The organism is Acidovorax sp. SRB_14 (assembly GCF_012932145.1).
Taxonomy (GTDB): domain Bacteria; phylum Pseudomonadota; class Gammaproteobacteria; order Burkholderiales; family Burkholderiaceae_C; genus Simplicispira.
The window spans coordinates 1-18,642 of the sequence record NZ_MWOK01000016.1; the positions used below are offsets into that span (position 1 = coordinate 1).

At 70.5% G+C, this 18,642-nt stretch carries 13 protein-coding genes and 1 riboswitch; of the genes, 7 read left to right on the plus strand and 6 right to left on the minus strand.

Features of this window, described 5'->3' with window-relative positions; genetic code table 11:
• Nucleotides 1-313: 313 nt before the first annotated feature.
• From B2J86_RS12745 to B2J86_RS12755, 3 genes are all read right to left on the minus strand, one after another.
• Entirely contained in the window at nucleotides 314-1,210 is an 897-nt protein-coding gene (locus tag B2J86_RS12745) for a YihY/virulence factor BrkB family protein (protein ID WP_169167942.1), read from the minus strand.
• A 122-nt stretch (nucleotides 1,211-1,332) separates the two neighbouring features.
• Nucleotides 1,333-4,068, minus strand: a complete 2,736-nt coding sequence (gene metH / locus B2J86_RS12750) for a methionine synthase (RefSeq protein WP_169167941.1) — start codon at nucleotides 4,066-4,068, stop codon at nucleotides 1,333-1,335.
• A gap of 27 nt (nucleotides 4,069-4,095) precedes the next feature.
• Nucleotides 4,096-4,191, minus strand: a riboswitch (S-adenosyl-L-homocysteine riboswitch).
• A 64-nt stretch (nucleotides 4,192-4,255) separates the two neighbouring features.
• The gene (locus B2J86_RS12755; protein ID WP_169167977.1) at nucleotides 4,256-4,675 is read right to left on the minus strand and encodes a PACE efflux transporter; all 420 of its coding nucleotides are present in this window, start codon (nucleotides 4,673-4,675) and stop codon (nucleotides 4,256-4,258) included.
• Nucleotides 4,676-4,775: 100 nt separating this feature from the next.
• Between B2J86_RS12755 and B2J86_RS12760 the strand changes: the two genes are divergently transcribed.
• The 4 genes from B2J86_RS12760 to B2J86_RS12775 all read left to right on the plus strand — a co-directional run bounded on the left by B2J86_RS12760 (nucleotide 4,776) and on the right by B2J86_RS12775 (nucleotide 9,467).
• Complete coding sequence (locus B2J86_RS12760; protein ID WP_173025790.1) at nucleotides 4,776-5,747, plus strand: LysR family transcriptional regulator; 972 nt, start codon at nucleotides 4,776-4,778, stop codon at nucleotides 5,745-5,747.
• A gap of 128 nt (nucleotides 5,748-5,875) precedes the next feature.
• Nucleotides 5,876-6,742, plus strand: coding sequence for a PPK2 family polyphosphate kinase (locus tag B2J86_RS12765; RefSeq protein WP_169635997.1), 867 nt, complete (start codon nucleotides 5,876-5,878; stop codon nucleotides 6,740-6,742).
• Between the two features lie 372 nt (nucleotides 6,743-7,114).
• The gene (locus B2J86_RS12770) at nucleotides 7,115-8,032 is read left to right on the plus strand and encodes a DMT family transporter (RefSeq protein ID WP_169167938.1); all 918 of its coding nucleotides are present in this window, start codon (nucleotides 7,115-7,117) and stop codon (nucleotides 8,030-8,032) included.
• A gap of 127 nt (nucleotides 8,033-8,159) precedes the next feature.
• Complete coding sequence (locus tag B2J86_RS12775; RefSeq protein WP_169167937.1) at nucleotides 8,160-9,467, plus strand: Glu/Leu/Phe/Val dehydrogenase; 1,308 nt, start codon at nucleotides 8,160-8,162, stop codon at nucleotides 9,465-9,467.
• Nucleotides 9,468-9,586: 119 nt separating this feature from the next.
• On the opposite strand, the gene B2J86_RS12780 is transcribed toward B2J86_RS12775, so the two are convergent.
• Both B2J86_RS12780 and alkB read right to left on the minus strand, forming a co-directional pair.
• Nucleotides 9,587-10,663 carry a homocysteine S-methyltransferase family protein gene (locus tag B2J86_RS12780; RefSeq protein ID WP_169635996.1) on the minus strand — a complete coding sequence of 359 codons (1,077 nt, stop codon included), beginning with the start codon at nucleotides 10,661-10,663 and terminating at the stop codon, nucleotides 9,587-9,589.
• 70 nt (nucleotides 10,664-10,733) lie between these two features.
• Nucleotides 10,734-11,405, minus strand: coding sequence for a DNA oxidative demethylase AlkB (gene alkB, locus B2J86_RS12785; RefSeq protein ID WP_169635995.1), 672 nt, complete (start codon nucleotides 11,403-11,405; stop codon nucleotides 10,734-10,736).
• 166 nt (nucleotides 11,406-11,571) lie between these two features.
• Between alkB and recQ the strand changes: the two genes are divergently transcribed.
• A complete protein-coding gene (gene recQ, locus B2J86_RS12790; protein ID WP_173025791.1) occupies nucleotides 11,572-13,434 on the plus strand; it encodes a DNA helicase RecQ in 1,863 nt (620 codons plus the stop codon).
• On the opposite strand, the gene B2J86_RS12795 is transcribed toward recQ, so the two are convergent.
• Nucleotides 13,367-14,041: a CHRD domain-containing protein gene (locus B2J86_RS12795; RefSeq protein ID WP_173025792.1), complete on the minus strand. Its 675-nt coding sequence runs from the start codon at nucleotides 14,039-14,041 to the stop codon at nucleotides 13,367-13,369. The genes recQ and B2J86_RS12795 overlap by 68 nt on opposite strands.
• A 324-nt stretch (nucleotides 14,042-14,365) precedes the next feature.
• Between B2J86_RS12795 and B2J86_RS12800 the strand changes: the two genes are divergently transcribed.
• Complete coding sequence (locus tag B2J86_RS12800; protein ID WP_173025793.1) at nucleotides 14,366-16,582, plus strand: DUF6600 domain-containing protein; 2,217 nt, start codon at nucleotides 14,366-14,368, stop codon at nucleotides 16,580-16,582.
• 300 nt (nucleotides 16,583-16,882) lie between these two features.
• Nucleotides 16,883-18,547: an acyl-CoA dehydrogenase family protein gene (locus B2J86_RS12805; protein WP_173025794.1), complete on the plus strand. Its 1,665-nt coding sequence runs from the start codon at nucleotides 16,883-16,885 to the stop codon at nucleotides 18,545-18,547.
• Nucleotides 18,548-18,642 lie beyond the last annotated feature (95 nt).

An 18,642-nucleotide genomic window follows, 5' to 3' on the forward strand; every position in this document is an offset into this window, starting at 1 on the left:
GGCGGCCGGCGCGCGCTGCTGCGCCACGAGCGTGGCGCCAAGCGCCAGCACGCTCACGCCCAGCACGCCGATGGCCGCCCAGAGCCAGCGCAGCGGCGGGCCGGAGGCGGCGGGCAGCGCCGCCGGCGTGGCGGCAGAGAGGGCGGGTGGCGTGGAAGGCGGTGCGTTCATGCGGATTTCCTGTGCAGGTGGGGTGGCAGGGCCACCGGGGCGCTCGGCGAGCGCGGTCCGCGACACGGTACACAGCACCCGCTGCCGGGATACGTCTGTTTGTAAACCCAGGTTATCGCACGGCGCTGCCGCCGCGCGCCGTTCAGGCCGCGGTCGCCACTGCCTCGCTGCGCTCCTGCAGCGCGCGCGCGCAGCCGGCCGACAGCAGCAGCACGGCCGACGAAAAATAGATCCACACCAGCAGCGCCACCAGCGAGCCCGCCGCACCGTAGGCCGACACCACGGCCGCACTGGCGAGGTAGGCCGACAGGGCATGGCGCCCCACGGTGAACAGGCCCGCGCCGATCACCGCGCCCAGCGCCAGGTAGCGCAGGCGCGGCTTGGGATCGACGCTGATGCGCATGAGCCCGAAGAACAGCGCGGCGGCGAACACAAACGACACCCCCTCGCTGAGCGCCACCAGCAGCACATGGAACGGCAGGTGCTTGCCCAGCCAGGCCGAGGCCACGGCCAGCGCGGCCGACACCAGCAGCGACACCAGCAGCAGGAACCCCATCGCCAGCACATAGGCCAGGCCGCGCACGCGCATCGTTGCCGTGATCCACCACGCGGGCCGCGACGATGGCGCGGGGTTCTCTTCCTGCCACAGCCGCGCAAAAGCCGCCTGCAGCTCGGCGAACACACCGGTGGCGCCCCACAGCAGCAGCAGCAGGGCCACGGCCGAGGCCGCCAGCCCCTGCGACGGCGCCTTGGCGCTGGCCAGCGCCTGCTGCACCACCTCGGCGGTGCGGTCGCCGCTGAGCGCGCGGATCTGCGCGAGAAGGTTGTTCTCGACCAGCGAGCGGTCCACCCACCAGCCGAGTGCGGCCACTACCACCACCAGCAGCGGCGCCAGGCTCAGCATGCCGTAGAACGACATCGCCGCGCTCATGCGCAGGCCGTCGGCGCCCAGCCACAGCTCGACAGCGCGCACCGGCCACCAGGGGCGCGGCGGCGCCGAACTCACAAAGCGCGCAGGGTCATCGGGCAGCACGGGCATGCGGACCACTGTAGCCGCCGGGCGCGGGCTGCGGTGTCGGACCGGGCCGTCTTTTCATCACTATCAAAGTGATAGCTTTCAGCGCTTTCCCCATAAGCGCCAGAGGCTATTTTTACCTGAAATTACAAGTTCGGCCCGAGCAGGCGGCGCAGTTCGGCCTCCGGCATGCCGCGGCGCTCGGCCATGTCGCGCACCTGGTCGTCGCCGATCTTGCCGACGCTGAAGTACACGCTCTCAGGGTGCCCGATGTAAAAGCCGCTGACGCTGGCGGCCGGCGACATCGCCAGGCTCTCGGTGAGCGACATGCCGATCTCGTCGCAGCGCAGGAGCGCGAACAGGTCGTGCTTGGCGCTGTGGTCGGGGCAGGCGGGGTAGCCGGGCGCGGGGCGGATGCCGGCGTACTTCTCGGCGATCAGGTCGGCGTTGTTGAGCTGCTCGCCGCCGGCGTAGCCCCACAGGTCGGTGCGCACGCGCTGGTGCAGGCACTCGGCAAAGGCCTCGGCCAGGCGGTCGGCCAGGCTCTTGAACAGGATGGCCGAGTAGTCGTCGAGCGCGGCTATGAAGGCCTGCTCTTTCTTCTCGATCCCCAGGCCGGCCGTGACGGCGAACATGCCGGCGTAGTCGGCGATGCCGCTGTCCTTGGGCGCGACGAAGTCGGCCAGGCAGCGGCTCGGGCGCGTCACGCCGTCCACGGTGTGCTTCTCGGTCTGCTGGCGCAGGCCGTACCAGGTCATCGCGACCTGGCAGCGCGTCTCGTCGGTGTAGAACTCGATGTCATCGCCCACGCTGTTGGCCGGGTACAGCCCCAGCACGCCGCTGGCCTGGAGCCAGCGCCCGTCGATGATTTTCTTCAGCATGGCCTGGCCGTCGGCGAACACGCGCGTGGCCTCCTGGCCCACCACCTTGTCGGTCAGGATCGCGGGGTACGGCCCGGCCAGGTCCCAGGTCTGAAAGAACGGGCCCCAGTCGATGAAGGACACGAGTTCGTTCAGGTCGAAATTCTTGAACACACGCCGGCCGAGCGCGCGCGGGCGCGGCGGCTGGTAGCCGCTCCAGTCGATCGGCGTCTTGTTGGCGCGGATCTTGGCCAGCGGCCACAGCGGCGTCTGCTTCTTGTTGGCGTGCTGGGTACGCACCTTGTCGTAGTCGGCGTTGACCTCTTGCACGAAGGCCTCGACGTTGTCGCCGAGCAGGCTCTGCGCCACGCCCACGCTGCGCGAGGCGTCGGGCACGTAGACCACGGGGCCGCCGTAGTGCGGCGCGATCTTCACGGCCGTGTGCACGCGGCTGCAGGTGGCGCCGCCGATCAGGAGCGGAATCTTCTTGACGCGGAAATGGTCGTCCTTGTGCATTTCGGCGGCCACGTACTGCATCTCTTCGAGGCTGGGGGTGATCAGGCCCGACAGGCCTACGATGTCGGCGCCCTCGGCCTTGGCGCGCGCGAGGATTTCATGGCAGGGCACCATCACGCCCATGTTGATGACCTCGAAGTTGTTGCACTGCAAGACCACGGTAACGATGTTCTTGCCGATGTCGTGCACGTCGCCCTTGACGGTGGCGATGACGATCTTGCCTTTCGTGCGCACGTCGCGCCCGGCCAGCTCGTCCTGGCGCTTTTCTTCCTCGATATAGGGGATCAGGTGCGCGACGGCGAGCTTCATCACGCGCGCCGACTTCACGACCTGCGGCAGGAACATCTTGCCTGCGCCGAACAGGTCGCCAACGATGGACATGCCGGCCATCAGCGGTCCCTCGATCACGTGCAGCGGGCGCCCCCCCTGCGCCAGGATCTGCTGGTAGGCCTCTTCGGTGTCTTCGACGATGAAGTCGGTGAAGCCGTGCACCAGCGCGTGCGACAGGCGCTCTTCGACGGTCTTCGGCGCCTCGGGCGTGCCGCGCCATTCGAGCTTCTTGCCCTCGTCCTTGGCGCCGCTCTTGGCGGTCTCGGCCACTTCGAGCAGCCGCTCGGCCGCATCGGGGCGGCGGTTGAGGATCACGTCCTCGACGCGCTCGCGCAGCTCGGGCTCGAGGTCGTCGTAGACGCCCACCATGCCGGCGTTGACGATGCCCATGTCCATGCCGGCCTGGATCGCGTGGTACAGGAACACGGTGTGGATGGCCTCGCGCACCGGGTCGTTGCCGCGGAAGCTGAACGACACGTTCGAAACCCCGCCCGACACCTTGGCGCCCGGCAGGTTGGCCTTGATCCAGCGCGTGGCCTCGATGAACTCGACCGCGTAGTTGGCATGCTCCTCGATGCCGGTGGCGACCGCGAAGATGTTCGGGTCGAAGATGATGTCCTCGGGCGGAAAGCCGACCTCGTCGACCAGGATGCGGAAGGCGCGCTCGCAGATCTCGATCTTGCGCGCGAAGGTGTCGGCCTGGCCTTTTTCGTCGAAGGCCATGACCACGGCGGCGGCGCCGTAGCGGCGCACCAGGCGCGCGTGGTGCTTGAAGGCGTCCACGCCCTCCTTCATGCTGATCGAGTTGACGATGGGCTTGCCCTGGATGCAGCGCAGGCCGGCCTCGATCACCTCCCACTTGGAGCTGTCGACCATGATCGGCAGGCGCGCGATGTCGGGCTCGGACGCGATCAGGTTCAGGAAGCGCACCATGGCGGCCTTGCTGTCGAGCATGGCCTCGTCCATGTTGATGTCGATGATCTGCGCGCCGTTCTCGACCTGCTGGCGCGCCACGGCCAGGGCGTCCTCGAACTGGCCGTTCAGGATCAGGCGCGCAAAGGCCTTCGAGCCGGTGACGTTGGTGCGCTCGCCCACGTTGACGAACAGCGAATCGGCGCCAATGGAGACGGGCTCCAGGCCCGACAGCTTGAGGGGAGGAGGAAACACTTCAGACATACAGCTCACCTGTAAAAAACGGCAATAAACAGGTGAGCGTCGTTGGGTGGGCCTGCTGCGGCACCCGAGCCTGACGGCTGCCGGCTCGGGGCCCGGGCTGCCGCTGCAACGCTCCTCGGAGGAAAGCAACCATTTTAAGGGATGGCCCGCTCCCGTGCGGCCGCAGGGCTGCGGCGCCGGGCGCGGCTCAGGCCGCCGAGGCCGGCAGGCCAAACACCCGGTCGAACGCCAGGTTGAAGGCAAAGGTGTAGCAGAGGAAGAAGAGCATCAGCCCGATGTCCATCACGAAGGCCTGCCACAGGCCCACGCCAAACCACCAGGCGAACAAGGGCACCAGCATGAACACCAAGCCGCCCTCGAACCCGATCGCGTGCGCGACGCGGCGCGCGATGCTGCGCCCGCGCACGGCCTGGCGCGCCTCCCAGCGCTCGAAGGCGCTGTTGAAGACGATGTTCCAGACCACGGCAATGACCGAGGACGCAGCCGCCACCACGCCCGCGTGGCCCGCACCGGCGCCGGTGAGCTGGGCCAGCCCGGCGGTGGCCACGGCGATGGCGATCAGTTCGTAGAGCGTGACGTAGACGATGCGGCGCTTGGGGCCCTGCAGGCCGCGCTGGTGGGGGATGGCAGAAGACATGGCCTCGACTTTATGTGTGATTGCCTGACACTAAAAGTTAGCTTGTTTCAATTTTTCTGATAATTGGCGCATGGCATTTTCTTCCGACAGCGTCCAGGTCTTTCTCGCCGTGCTCGACCGCGGCTCGTTCTCGGCGGCCGCGCGCGCCCTGGGCCGCGTGCCCTCGGCCGTGAGCATGGCCGTGGGGCACCTGGAGGCCGAACTGGACGTGCTGCTGTTCGAGCGCGCCGGCCGCGAGCCGCGCCCGACGGCCGCGGCGCGCGCCCTGGAGCCGCAGGCGCGGCTGCTGGCGGCGCAGCTGCAGCAGCTCAATGCGCAGGCGCTGTCGCTGACGCAGGGGCTGGAAGAGCGCCTGACGCTGGCGATCGCCCCCGAGCTGCTGGCCGCACCCTGGAGCGCGCCGCTGGCCGCGCTGGCGCAGGACCACCCGCTCCTGCAGGTCGAGGTGCTCGCCGCGCCGCAGGCCGACGCGCTCGACCTGCTGCACACCGGGCGCGCGCAGCTGGCGCTGGTGTTCGAGCGCCCCAGCATGGACGGGCGCGAGGGCTTCCAGGAAGTCGGCACCGAGGCCCTGGTCGCCGTGATGGCGCCGCAGCACCCGGTGCTGGCGGCCGCGCGCGCTGCCGCGGTGGCGCGCGGCGAGACCGCCGCCAGCGCGCGCCTGCGCGAAGAGCACCTGACGACCACGCGCCAGATCGTCGTGGCCGGCCGCGACCTGGCGCACAGCGACCCGCGCTTCGTGTTTGCGCGCCACAGCTGGCGCACCGACAACCACATCGCCGCGCTCGGCCTGATCGAGGCCGGCCTGGGCTGGGGCTGGCAGCCGCGTGCCCTGGTGCAGCCGCGCATCGAGGCCGGCACGCTGGTCGAGATGCCGTTCGAGAACCTGAGCAACGGGGTGGAGCTGTGGGTGGACCTGGTCTGGTCCAAGGAGCGCCCGCTGGGCCTGGGCGCGCGGCGCTTTGTGGCGCTGATGGGCGAAAGCGCCGCCGCCGGGGCGCCGGGCACCGCGGCACAAAAATCGGGCAAAAAAAGGCTATAGCCCTTACCCTGCCAGCGCGCACAGCCATTGATTCAGTAGCATTGAAGCCCTCGTGCGCGGGGCGGTGGCACGGGGCGCATGCCGGTCTCGCCTAAGCTGGGCGCTTCCCCCTTTTTCTGGAGAACCGCATGGCCTCCCCTTTCGACAGCCAGCACGCCGATGTGGCGCACCCCTGGTCCGCGTGGCAGCCCGCCGCCGGCGGCAAAGGCAGCAAGGCCGCCGCCGTGTCGCTGGCCGACTTCGACCCCGCGGCCAAGCCGTTCTCGCGGGGCAACAAGGCCCAGGACAAGGCCGCGGTGGAGGCGCTGGCGCTCGAACTCGACGAGCTGCAGAACCGCCTCTACGCCGACCGGCGCTACAAGCTGCTGGTGGTGCTGCAGGGCACCGACACCGCCGGCAAGGACGGCACCATCCGAAGCGTGTTCGGCCGCATGAGCGCGCTGGGCGTGCACGTGGTGGGCTGGAAGGCGCCCACTGAAGTCGAGCGCGCGCACGACTTCCTGTGGCGCATCCACCAGCAGGTGCCCGGCGCGGGCGAGGTCACGGTGTTCAACCGCAGCCACTACGAGGATGTGCTGGTGCCCGTGGTCAACGGCACCCTCACGCGCGCGCAGCAGCGCGAGCGCTTTGGGCACATCAATGCCTTCGAGCGCCTGCTCAGCGACACCGGCACCGTGGTCGTGAAATTCATGCTGCATATCAGCGCCGACGAGCAGCGCGACCGCCTGCAGGAGCGCCTGGACGACCCCACCAAACACTGGAAATTCGACCTGGGCGACATCGCCGTGCGCCAGCAGTGGGCCGCGTACCAGTCGGCCTATGAAACGCTGCTGGCGGCCACGCACACGCGCTGGGCGCCCTGGACCATCGTGCCGGCCAACTCCAAGACCCACCGCAACCTGATGATCGCCACGGTGCTGCGCGAGGTGCTGCGCAACCTCGACCTGCGCTACCCGCCGGGCGACCCGGCGCTGGAGCACTTCACGGTCGAGTGAAGGGAAGGCTGCCAGGCCCGGCCTGCCGCGCCTACCAGGCGCGCGCCACCGCCTCGGCAATCAGGCTCTCGCCGTGCGCCTGCAGCAAAGAACGATCCGGCGCGAGGCCGGCGAAAGATAACCGTCGCGCCGGTAGCTCACCCCCAGCGGGCGCACCAGGGTGGTCTCCGTCAACAGGACTTCCTTGAGCCGGTGGTCGCTCTTGTGGGCCCAGGGCCTCTGGCACTGCGCCCTGAAAACCTCGGAACGGCCATCACGCCTTCACAGCGCCGCCGGCCTCGCCTAAGCTTGCCGCTTCGCCCCTTTTCCGGAGCAAGGCATGGCTTTCCCTTTTTGCAGACCCTGCAGCGCGCGGTCCCCGGGGGCGACGCCATGAACGCCTCCGTGCGAACCCCTGGCAGCGCCGCCGCCCTGGTGGCGCTGTCGGCCGCCGGCTTCGGCGCCCTGGCGATCTTCGTGCGCGCTGCCTACGACGAAGGCGCGGACATGCTGGGCGTGCTGCTGCCGCGCTTTGCGCTGGCGGCGCTGGCGCTGTGGCTGCTGCTGCGCTGGCGGCACACCGGCCTGCCGGCGCGCGCGCGCCTGCCCGCCCTGGTGCTGATGGGCGCGGCCTATGTGGCGCAGTCGTTCTGCTTTTTTGGCGCGCTCCTGTTCCTTCCGGCCGGCATGGTGGCGCTGCTCTTGTACCTGTACCCGCTGTTCGTGGTGCTGCTGTCGTGGCTGCTGGGCCTCGAATCGCTCACGCGGCGGCGCCTGGTGGCGTTGGCGGTGTGCAGCGCCGGCACGGTGCTGACGCTGGGCTGGAGCCCGGGCCAGGGCGGCGGCCCGGCGCTCGACCCGCGCGGCGTGGCGCTGGCGCTGGGGGCGGCCTGCATCTACGCCTGCTACATCATCGGCGGCAGCCGGGCGACGCGCGGCGTGGCGCCGCTGGCGTCGACCGCGGTGATCCTCACCAGCGCGGCCGCCGTGCTGGCCTGCGTGGCCAGCGTGCGCGCGCTGGGGGGCCTGCCGCCGCAGCTGGCGCAGACGCTGCCGGGCTGGGGCGCCGTGGCCGCCATCGTGCTGGTGTCCACGGTGCTGGCCATTGGCCTGTTCGTCGCCGGGCTGGAGCGCCTGGGGGCGTCGCGCACCGCGCTGATCTCGATGCTCGAGCCCGTGGTCACGGTGCTGCTGGCCTGGGTCTTCCTGCAGGAGCACCTGGGCGCAGCGCAGCTGGCGGGCGGCGCGCTGGTGCTGGGCGGCGCCCTGCTGCTGGCCACCGAACGCGGCGCGCCGGCCCCGGCCGCCTGAAGCGTGGCAGCGCCGGAGGCAGGTTATGCGGGAAATGCATGACCACGAAACACCGCGGCGTTGGACACCGGCAGGGCAGTGCTTCTAAGCTAGGCGACCTTCACATCCTCCGGTCAGGATTGCCGCCATGTCACCCACCCCCAGCACCCCCGGCGTGCCCACGCACGCCCTGCCCTCGTACCTGCAGGCCGACCACCTCGGCCCCTGGGGCAACTACCTCAAGCAGGTCGACCGCGTCACGCCCTACCTGGGCCACCTCGCGCGCTGGGTCGAGACCCTCAAGCGCCCCAAGCGCATCCTGATCGTCGACGTGCCGATCGAACTCGACAACGGCACCATCGCCCACTTCGAGGGCTACCGCGTGCAGCACAACCTCTCGCGCGGCCCGGGCAAGGGCGGCGTGCGCTTCCACCAGGACGTGACGCTGTCGGAGGTGATGGCGCTGTCGGCCTGGATGTCGGTGAAGAACGCCGCCGTCAACGTGCCCTACGGCGGCGCCAAGGGCGGCATCCGTGTCGACCCGAAAAAGCTCTCGCGCAGCGAGCTCGAGCGCCTGACGCGCCGCTACACCAGCGAGATCGGCCTGATCATCGGCCCGAGCAAGGACATCCCGGCGCCCGACGTCAACACCAACGAGCAGATCATGGCGTGGATGATGGACACCTATTCGATGAACACCGGCGTGACGGCCACCGGTGTCGTCACCGGCAAGCCCATTGACCTGGGCGGCTCGCTCGGCCGGCGCGAGGCGACGGGCCGCGGCGTATTCACCGTCGGCATGGAAGCGGCGCACCACACGGGCCTCAAGGTCGAGGGCGCGCGCCTGGCCGTGCAGGGCTTTGGCAACGTCGGCGGCACGGCGGCCAAGCTGTTTGGCGAGGCCGGCACGCGCCTGGTGGCCGTGCAGGACCACACCGGCACCGTCTACCGCGACGCGGGGCTGGACGTGGCGGCGCTCACCGCCCACGTCGCTGACAGCGGCGGCGTGGCCGGCTTTGCCGGCGCCGAAGCCCTGGACAACAGCGCCTTCTGGGCCGTGCCCTGCGACATCCTGATCCCCGCCGCGCTCGAGAGCCAGATCACCGCCGACAACGCCGGCCAGATCCAGGCGCGCATGGTCATCGAGGGCGCCAACGGCCCCACCACGCCCGAGGCCGACGACATCCTGCACGACAAGGGCGTGCTGGTGCTGCCCGACGTGATCGCCAACGCCGGCGGCGTGACGGTGAGCTACTTCGAGTGGGTGCAGGACTTCTCGAGCTTCTTCTGGAGCGAAGACGAGATCAACGCCCGCCTGGTGCGCATCATGAAAGAGGCCTTTGCCGGCATCTGGCAGGTGGCGCAAGAGCACCAGGTGAGCCTGCGCACCGCGACCTTCATCGTCGCCTGCACGCGCATGCTGCACGCACGCGAAATGCGCGGCCTGTACCCCTGAAGCGGGCACGGCCGCCCGGCCGCGCAGATTTCCAAGCCAAAAGAGCTGCCAACGCTTACCCAGCAAGCGTTAGCAGCTCTTTTTTTGATAGTCACAGCGCCCGCCCGGGCGCTGCAGTATCAGGCCTCTGCGGCGTAGAAACCCGCGCGCTGCAGCGGCCGCGTGGCGACCGGGCCCACGGCCCGCGCGATCGCGCCGATGTGGTCGGGCGTGGTGCCGCAGCAGCCGCCGACGATGTTGACCAGCCCCTCGGCGGCGAACTCGTGAACCAGGCGGCTCGTGACCTCGGGCGTCTCGTCGAAGCCGGTGTCGCTCATCGGGTTGGGCAGGCCGGCGTTCGGGTAGCAGCTGATGAAAGTGTCGGGCGCGGCCTTGGCCAGTTCCTGGATGTAGGGGCGCATCAGCGCCGCGCCTAAAGCGCAGTTCAGGCCCACGGCCAGCGGCCGCGCGTGGCGCACGCTGTGCCAGAACGCCGTGACGGTCTGGCCCGAGAGGATGCGGCCCGAGGCGTCGGTGACGGTGCCGCTGATGATCAGCGGCAGGCGCTCGCCGGTCTTCTCGAACACTTCCTCGACCGCGAACAGCGCGGCCTTGGCGTTGAGCGTGTCGAAAATCGTCTCGACCAGGATCACGTCGGCGCCGCCCTCGATCAGCGCCTCGGTCTGCTCGAAGTAGGCCGCGCGCAGCTGCTCGAAGGTGATGTTGCGCGCGCCGGGGTCATTCACGTCGGGGCTGATGCTGGCGGTCTTGGGCGTCGGGCCCAGCGCGCCGGCGACAAAGCGCGGCTTGTCGGGCGTGGAATATTTGTCGCAGGCGGCGCGCGCCAGCCGGGCCGAGGCCAGGTTCATCTCGCGCGCCAGGTCGGCCATCTTGTAGTCCTCCTGCGCCACCGTGGTGGCGCCAAAGGTGTTGGTCTCGATCAGGTCGGCGCCGGCGGCGAGATAGCCCTCGTGGATGTCGCGGATCACGTCGGGCCGCGTGATGCTGAGCAGCTCGTTGTTGCCCTTGACGTCGCGCGGAAAGTCCTTGAAGCGCTCGCCCGCGCTGCCGGGTCCGCTGTAGCCCTCGCCCCGGTACTGCGCCTCGCCCAGCTTGAAGCGCTGGATCATGGTGCCCATGGCGCCGTCGAGGATGGCGATGCGTTGGGCCAGGATGGCGGGAAGCTGTGCGGCGCGGGTGTAGTGAAGGGCTTGCATGGGGCGATTGTAGAAAGAGCGCCCCGCCCGGCGCCGCGCGCGGGCATTGCGCGCCGTCGCCGCAACGGGCCTACGGCCGGTCCGCCGCCGGATAGCGCGCACGCGCCATGCGGAACGTCAGGTTCCAGCGCGCGCTGCCCAGCAGGTCGTGGTGGCCGTCCTTGAGCGGGTTAACGCCGTGGTAGGCCATGCGCGCGGGGCCGCCCCACACCACCACATCGCCATGCTGCAGCGGCACGCGCTGCACCGGGTCGCTGCGGCGCAGGCCGCCCCACAGGAAGGTGGCGCTCAATCCCAGCGACACCGAGACGATGGGCGCCGACAGGTCGGCCTCGTCCTCGTCGCGGTGCAGCGAGAGCTTGGCGCCGGGCACATAGCGGTTGATGAGGCAGGCATCGGGCACAAAGCCGGGGTGGCCGGCCGCGGCGGCGGCCGCCTGCGCCTGTGCGCGCAGCCACGCGGGCAGCGCGGGCCAGGGCTGGCCCGAGACGGGGTCGGTGGCGGTGTAGTGGTAGCGGCGTGCGTCCGACACCCACCCGAAGGCGCCGCAGTTGGTCATGGCCACCGACAGCGGTGCGCCGCCGGGCCGCACCATGGTGCGAAACGGCGCCTGCGCCGTGACCGCCACCACCTGCGCCACCCACTGCGCGGCCTGCGCGCGCGCCCAGCCGCGCAGCAGCATGGCGCCCGGCGAGAGCGTCTGCGGGCCGGGGTCGGGGGTGTCGAACAGGGGCAGTGTCATGGCAGCAATGCCATTGTAGAAACCCCGCTCCGGCGCAGGCGGCGCACAATAAGCGCCTTCGGGCGCCGGGCCTCACCGCACGCGGGCGCCGCCTGAAATATTGGTCAAATTGGCCTTCAACGCTTACCCATACTGCGCTGAAAGCTATCAAACAAAGAGCATCCATTTGTCCCCCGCGCACTCCGTCCTGCAGGACGCCTTCGGTTACGAACAATTCCGCGGCCCGCAAGAGGCCATCACCCAGCATGTGATCGCCGGCGGCGACGCACTCGTGCTGATGCCCACGGGCGGCGGCAAGAGCCTGTGCTACCAGGTGCCGGCCATCGTGCGCCAGCAGCAGGGGCACGGCGTGGCCATCGTCGTCTCGCCGCTGATCGCGCTGATGCACGACCAGGTCGGCGCGCTGCACGAGGCCGGCGTGAGCGCGGCGTTCCTGAACTCGACGCTGTCGTTCGACGAGGCGATGGACGTGGAGCGGCGCCTGCAGACGGGCGGCATCACGCTCTTGTACGTGGCGCCCGAGCGGCTGAACACGCCGCGCTTCCTGGGGCTGCTCGACGGGCTGTACCAGCACGGCGGCCTGAGCCTGTTCGCCATCGACGAGGCGCACTGCGTGAGCCAGTGGGGCCACGACTTCCGGCCCGAGTACCGCGCACTGTCGGTGCTGCACGAGCGCTATGCCGGCGTGCCGCGCATCGCACTCACGGCCACGGCCGACGAGCTCACGCGCGCCGACATCGTCGAGCGCCTGCAGCTCGAAAGCGCGCGCCTGTTCATCAGCAGCTTCGACCGGCCCAACATCCGCTACACGATCGTCGAAAAGAAGGACGCCACCGCGCAGCTGCTGCGCTTCATCGAGCGCGAGCACGCGGGCGATGCCGGCGTGGTCTATTGCCAGTCCAGGAAGCGCGTCGAAGAGCTGGCCGCCACGCTGGTGGGCGCGGGCGTCAACGCCCTGCCCTACCACGCCGGTCTGCCGCAAGACGTGCGCCAGCAGAACCAGGACCGCTTCCTGCGCGAGGAAGGCATCGTGATGGTCGCGACCATCGCCTTCGGCATGGGCATCGACAAGCCCGACGTGCGCTTTGTCGGCCATGTGGACATGCCGAAGAACATCGAGGGCTACTACCAGGAAACCGGCCGCGCCGGCCGCGACGGCCTGGCCGCCGACGCCTGGATGGCCTATGGCCTCAACGACGTGGTCAACCAGCGCCGTATGATCGACGAGAGCCCGGCGGGCGAAGAGTTCAAGGCAGCGCTGCGCGGCAAGCTCGACGCGCTGCTGGGTCTGGCCGAGGCCACCGACTGCCGGCGCGTGCGCCTGCTGGCCTACTTCGGCGAGCCGTCCACGCCGTGCGGCAACTGCGACAACTGCATCAGCCCGCCCGCCGTGTGGGACGCGACGGACGCCGCGCGCAAGCTGCTGTCCACGATCTACCGCGTCCACGCGGCCAGCGGCATCGGCTTTGGCACCGGGCACATCATGGACATCCTGCGCGGCAAGAAGACCGAAAAAGTCGAACAGTTCGGCCACGACAGGCTCTCGACCTTCGGCCTGGGTGCCGAATTCAGCGAGGCGCAGCTGCGCAGCGTGCTGCGCCAGCTGCTGGCCACCGGCGCCGTCGGCCTGCACAAGGTGATGCTCGAGAGCGGCCACAGCTTCGACACCCTGTGCCTGGCCGACGGCTCGCGCGCCGTGCTGCGCGGCGAGGTGCCGGTACAGCTGCGCGAATCCACCGCGGCCGCGCCGCGCGAGCGCAAGCGCCGCAGCCCCGCCGGCACGCTGTCCCCGGCCGCCGCCAACCTGGACCAGGACGCGCAGGTGCGCTTCATCAACCTCAAGGCCTGGCGCGCCGAGGTGGCGCGCGAGCACGGCCTGCCGGCCTATGTGATCTTCCACGACGCGACGCTCGCGGCGATTGCGCAGCAGCCGCCGCGCACGCTCGACGACCTGCAGGGCATCAGCGGAATGGGGGCGAAGAAGCTCGAAGCCTATGGGGCGGATGTGCTGCGCGTGTGCGCGCAGTGACGGATCCGGAAAGCGCCATCTTCTGCCGCTTGCGCAGACCGAGCGCCAGCCCCGCCAAACCGAGCGCCAGCAGCGCCAGGCTGCCCGGTTCAGGCACCTGGAGGAAGCCGCGGATCTCGCCCGAAGGGAAGGTGCTGGAGTGGATATTGAGGTAGGCCTCTCCCGCCACCATGCCGGCGTACAGCGTCGCTTCGGCGCTGGCCGTGCTGCCGCCGTTGGCGGAGATGAACGCCGCGTTGTACGACGAGGCCAGGCCCATGTCGAAGGTGTGGTCGTAGGTGCCGGCGGTCACCCCGCTGGGAAATCCGGTAAAGGTGGGCGTGGTGGTGGCCACCAGGGCGTTGCCCGCGTTGGGCACCGCAGTGCAGCAGTGGATGTGGGACGCCGTCGTGCCCGCGACCAGCCCCGAAAAATCGACGCGGACCCGCATCGTGTGGGCGGCCAGGTCAAAATCGACGGTCGCAAAACCGGTGCCCGGGGAGGCCGTCGCTGGGGACTCGCTTGCTCCGTTGAGGACGGCGCTGAAGGTCACCGGGCTCGCCTGCACCACCGGAGCGCCGACAAGCGCTGCGGCCAGGGCCAGGCCCCTGAAGAAGGTGGAAGTCATGGCGGCTCTCCTTGAAGCTGCGTGTCGTGCCCCGCACGGACCGCAGGGCGCATGCATGCCGTCAAGCAAATTGCGCGCCAGCAGGCGGGCCGGCCACGCAAACCCTTGCGGGGCGCGGCTTCCGCAGGCTTCGGTGGACGCCCGCTGGCTTGGCCCGCGCAGCCGGTGGCAATTAATCCGACAGACGTTGCGTTGCATCCGGTGACGGATTTTTCGCCGGGCCGGCGCCCCGCCGGTCGTCTTTATCGGCGCTGGCGCGTTCTACACAGTGGGGTGAATCACTGCGGCCGCCCCTGGTGTCAACAGGCTGCGGGGGGCCACAACGTGCATGCCAACGCCTTTATTTCAGCCCGCGGGCGGCGCCTGGCGCTGGTGCTGTTCGTGCTGGTGGCCGCCGTGTGCGGCACCGCCGCCTTCGCACAGGCCGCCGGTGACCCGCCCGGGCGCGTGGCGCAGCTCAACTATTTCGACGGGCCCGTGAGCTTTGCGCCGGCCGGCTACGAACAGTGGGCCGGCGCGGTGCTGAACCGGCCGCTGACGCAGGGGGACCGGCTCTGGAGCGACGCCGGTGCGCGCTCCGAGCTGCACATCGGTTCGACCGCGCTGCGCATGGACGCGCAGACCAGCCTGGCCTTGTCCGCGCTCGACGACCAGACCGTGCAGCTCGCGCTGACCCAGGGCAGCCTGATCGCGCGCCTGCGCAGCCTGCCACCGGACCAGCGCTTCGAGGTCGACACGCCGAACCTGGCGTTCATGGCGTCGCAGCCCGGCAACTACCGGCTCGACGTGGACCCGGCCGCCGGCACCACGCGCGTGACGGTGCAGGCGGGCAGCGCCGTGGTCTATGGCAGCGACGGCGCATCGGTGGAGCTGGGCGCGCGCCAGCAGATCACGTTCGCGGGCGCGGACCTGGACCAGATCGCCGGGCAGACCGCGCCGGCGCTGGGCCCGTTGGACCGCTGGGCGGCGGCGCGCGACCTGGACGAAGACCGGTCGGTGGCGGCGCGCTATGTCTCGCGCGAGGTCATCGGCTACCAGCAGCTCGACCCGTACGGCGACTGGGAGGATGACCCGGCCTATGGCACCGTCTGGGTGCCGCGCGTGGCGGTGGCGGGCTGGGCGCCTTACCGCGTCGGCCACTGGGCCTCGATCGCGCCCTGGGGCTGGACCTGGATCGACGACGAGCCCTGGGGCTTTGCCCCGTTCCACTATGGCCGCTGGGCCCAGCGCGGTGCGCGCTGGTGCTGGGTGCCGGGCGCCGCTGCCGTGCGCCCGGTCTATGCGCCCGCGCTGGTGGGCTTTGTCGGCGGCAATGCGGGCGCCGGGAACTTCGGCATCGCGGTGGGCGGCGCCGTGCAGCCCGGGGTGGCCTGGTTTCCGCTGGCCCCCGGCGAAGCCTGGCGCCCGAGCTACCGGGCCAGCCCGGCCTACGTGCGCAACGTGAACCGCAGCGGGATGCGCCCCCACGCCCCAAACTCCGCGAACGCCGCCAGTGGCTACCGCTACCAGCACCTGCCGGCCGCCGTGACGGCGGTCACCGTCGCCGCGTTCGCGCAGGGCCAGCATGTGCGCGGCAACGCGCGCCCGGTGGCCGCGGCCGACCTGCAGCGCACCCGCACCGTGGCGCCGCCTGCCCCCACACGCGACCCGCGCAGCGTGTTCGGCGCCTCGCGACTGGCGCAGCCGCACCCCGCGCCACCGGCCGCCGTGGTTGACCGGCGCGTGGTCTCCCCCTCGGCCTTCCAGCACGGCCGCGGCGGTGGCGCACCGCTGCGCGAAGCCCTGCCAAGCCCGCCGCGGCAGCCCGAACCGCCGCACAGCGCGGCCGCACCGGCGCGCGGCTTCTTGTCACCGGGCGCCGCCCCTGCGCAGCCCCCGGCCGTGCCACGCCCGCCCTTGGTGCAGCAGGAACCCAGACAACGCGAGCGGGCGCAGCCCAACCCGGCACTGCGTGAACCGAACGCGCCGGACACGCGGGCCGCACAGATGCAACAGGAACAACAGCGCGCACAGGCCGCCCGGCGCGCGCAAGCCCAGAACGAGCAGGCGGCGCGTGAACAGAATGCCCAGCGTGCGCAGGCCGCCCAGGCCGCACAGGTGCAGCAAGAGCAGCAGCGCGCGCAAAACGCCCGGCGCGAACAGGCGCAGAGCGACCAGGCAGCCCGGGAACAGAACGCCCAGCGTGTGCAGGCCACCCGGGCCGCACAGCTGCAGCAGGAACAGCAGCGCGCGCAGGCCGCCCGGCGCGAGCAGGCGCAGAACGAACAGTCGGCCCGCGCTGCGCAGATGCAGGCGCAACGCGCACAGCAAGAACAGCAAATGCGCCAGGCCCAGGCCCAGCACATGCAGCAACAGCAGCAGCAGATGCAGATGCAGATGCAGCGTGCGGAGCAGCAAATGCGCCAGGCCCAGAGTGAAGCCCAGCGCCAGCGGCCCCCGCAAGAGCCGCGCGGCACGCAGGTGCCCGACGACCGGGGCCGGCCTGGGGGCGGGCCGCAGCGCCCGCACCGCGAAGACCCGCGGCCGGCGCCAAACAACTGAGGGCGGGGCTTGCGCAGGCGCACCGGCCCGGTGCGGCCCAAGGCGGCTTGCCCACCAGGGCGCAGCGCAAAATGCTTCCAAAATAGTGAGCTAGAAGCGCTTATCCCATAAGCGTTACAGCCCATTTTCTTAAACTTCACGCACCCTGCCAGGCACGCCGTGAAGCGCCTGCAAAAGAGCCGGCGCGGGCGCTGGCCGGGGCCCCCCGGCGCGGCGGCTTGCGCCATCCCAACACCCGGCGCGGCCGTATTGCCTAGACTGCGGCAGAGACACCCATCCAGCCCGAGAACGGAGACCCCCATGGCCGGCCCCACGCACGAGGTTTTCAACCAGTTCGACGAGCTCAGCGGCTACGACCTGCTGGCGACCGATGCCGCCCTGCGCGAGGCGATGGCGCGCGCGGGCGCGCAGTGGGCGCTGCCGCAGCTCGGCGCCTATGGCGCGCAGCTGGGCCGCGCCGAAACCTACCAGCTCGCGCGCGACGCCAACCGCCATGGGCCCGAGATGCGCCCCTTCGACAGCCGCGGGCGCCGTGTGGACCAGGTGGAATTCCACCCGAGCTGGCACACGCTGATGGCGCTGTACCGCGCGCAGGGACTGATCTCGCTGCCGTTTAGCAATGCGCAGCCGGGCCGCTGGAGCGCCTGGGCGGCGGGCTTTTACCTGCACGGCCAGGTCGAGCAGGGCACGCTGTGCCCCGCGACCATGACGACGGCGAGCATTCCGGTGCTGCAAAAAGAGCCGGCGCTGTGGGCGCAGCTGCAGGGCAAGCTCTACAGCGACGCCTACGACGCGCGCGACGTTCCGGTGGCCGACAAGGCCTCGGTCTGGCTGGGCATGGGCATGACCGAAAAGCAGGGCGGCTCGGACGTGCGCGCCAACACCACGCAGGCCACACCCTTGCGTTCGGGTCCGGGCGCCGGCGGGCGCGGCGGCGAATACCTGCTGCGCGGCCACAAGTGGTTCTTCTCGGCGCCGATGTGCGATGCACACCTGGTGGTGGCGCAAACGCCGCACGGCGGCCCGGCGTGCTTTTACGTGCCGCGCTGGCGCCCCGACGGCAGCAAGAACGCGGTGCACGTGCAGCGCCTCAAGGACAAGGTGGGCAACCGCAGCAATTCAAGCAGCGAGGTCGAGTTCGACGGCGCCTGGGGCCTGCTGATGGGCGAAGAGGGGCGCGGCATTCCAACCATCATCGAGATGGCGACCATGACGCGGCTCAACTGCGTGATCGGCAGCGCCGCGATGCTGCGCCAGGCAACCGTGCAGGCCATCGCCTATGCGCGCCAGCGCCAGGCCTTTGGCAAGCGCCTGGCCGAGCAGCCGCTGATGCGCTCCGTGCTGGCCGACCTGGCGCTGGAGAGCGAGGCCGCGCTGGTGCTGGCGATGCGGCTGGCGCACGCTTTCGAGCACGCCGACGACCCGGCGCAGCGCGCCTGGAAGCGCGTGGTGACGCCGGCGGCCAAGTTCTGGGTCTGCAAGCGCGCCGTGGAGCTCACGGGCGAGGCGATGGAGGTGTTTGGCGGCAACGGCTACGTCGAGGACGGCGTGATGGCGCGGCTGTTCCGCGAGGCGCCCGTCAACTCGATCTGGGAAGGCTCGGGCAACGTGATGTGCCTCGATGTGCTGCGGGCGCTCGCGCGCGAGCCCGAGGCCGCCGCCGCGCTGCTGGCCGAGCTGGCGCAGGACGCGGCCGGCGAGCCGCGCCTGGTGGCCGAGCTGGACACGCTGGCCCAGTGGCTGGGCCAGGGCGCGCCGGTGCCCGAGGCCGCCGCGCGCACCCTCACCCAGCGCCTGGCCCTGGTGGCCCAGGCCTGCCTGCTGCGCCGCCACGCGCCGGCCTGCGTGGCCGACGGCTTCATCGCCACGCGCCTGGCCGACCCACACTGGGGCCGCGTGGTGGGCGCGTTCGATGCGCGCGCGCTCGCCGTGGACGCCCTGCTGGAGCGCGCCTTTCCGGCCTAGGCGCTGCGGAGCCACGCCGCCGATATGGATGAAAATCGCCTCTGGCGCTTATGGGACAAGCGCTGGAAGCTATCAAAAGAGAAGCGGAACCGGTG

Excerpts from the sequence above, each read along its gene's own strand:
- B2J86_RS12745 (WP_169167942.1), bottom strand. The coding sequence starts at position 1,210 with ATGCCCGTGCTGCCCGATGACCCTGCGCGCTTTGTGAGTTCGGCGCCG.
- metH (WP_169167941.1), bottom strand. The coding sequence starts at position 4,068 with ATGTCTGAAGTGTTTCCTCCTCCCCTCAAGCTGTCGGGCCTGGAGCCC.
- B2J86_RS12760 (WP_173025790.1), top strand. The coding sequence starts at position 4,776 with ATGGCATTTTCTTCCGACAGCGTCCAGGTCTTTCTCGCCGTGCTCGAC.
- B2J86_RS12765 (WP_169635997.1), top strand. The coding sequence starts at position 5,876 with ATGGCCTCCCCTTTCGACAGCCAGCACGCCGATGTGGCGCACCCCTGG.
- B2J86_RS12770 (WP_169167938.1), top strand. The coding sequence starts at position 7,115 with ATGAACGCCTCCGTGCGAACCCCTGGCAGCGCCGCCGCCCTGGTGGCG.
- B2J86_RS12775 (WP_169167937.1), top strand. The coding sequence starts at position 8,160 with ATGTCACCCACCCCCAGCACCCCCGGCGTGCCCACGCACGCCCTGCCC.
- B2J86_RS12780 (WP_169635996.1), bottom strand. The coding sequence starts at position 10,663 with ATGCAAGCCCTTCACTACACCCGCGCCGCACAGCTTCCCGCCATCCTG.
- alkB (WP_169635995.1), bottom strand. The coding sequence starts at position 11,405 with ATGACACTGCCCCTGTTCGACACCCCCGACCCCGGCCCGCAGACGCTC.
- B2J86_RS12795 (WP_173025792.1), bottom strand. The coding sequence starts at position 14,041 with ATGACTTCCACCTTCTTCAGGGGCCTGGCCCTGGCCGCAGCGCTTGTC.
- B2J86_RS12805 (WP_173025794.1), top strand. The coding sequence starts at position 16,883 with ATGGCCGGCCCCACGCACGAGGTTTTCAACCAGTTCGACGAGCTCAGC.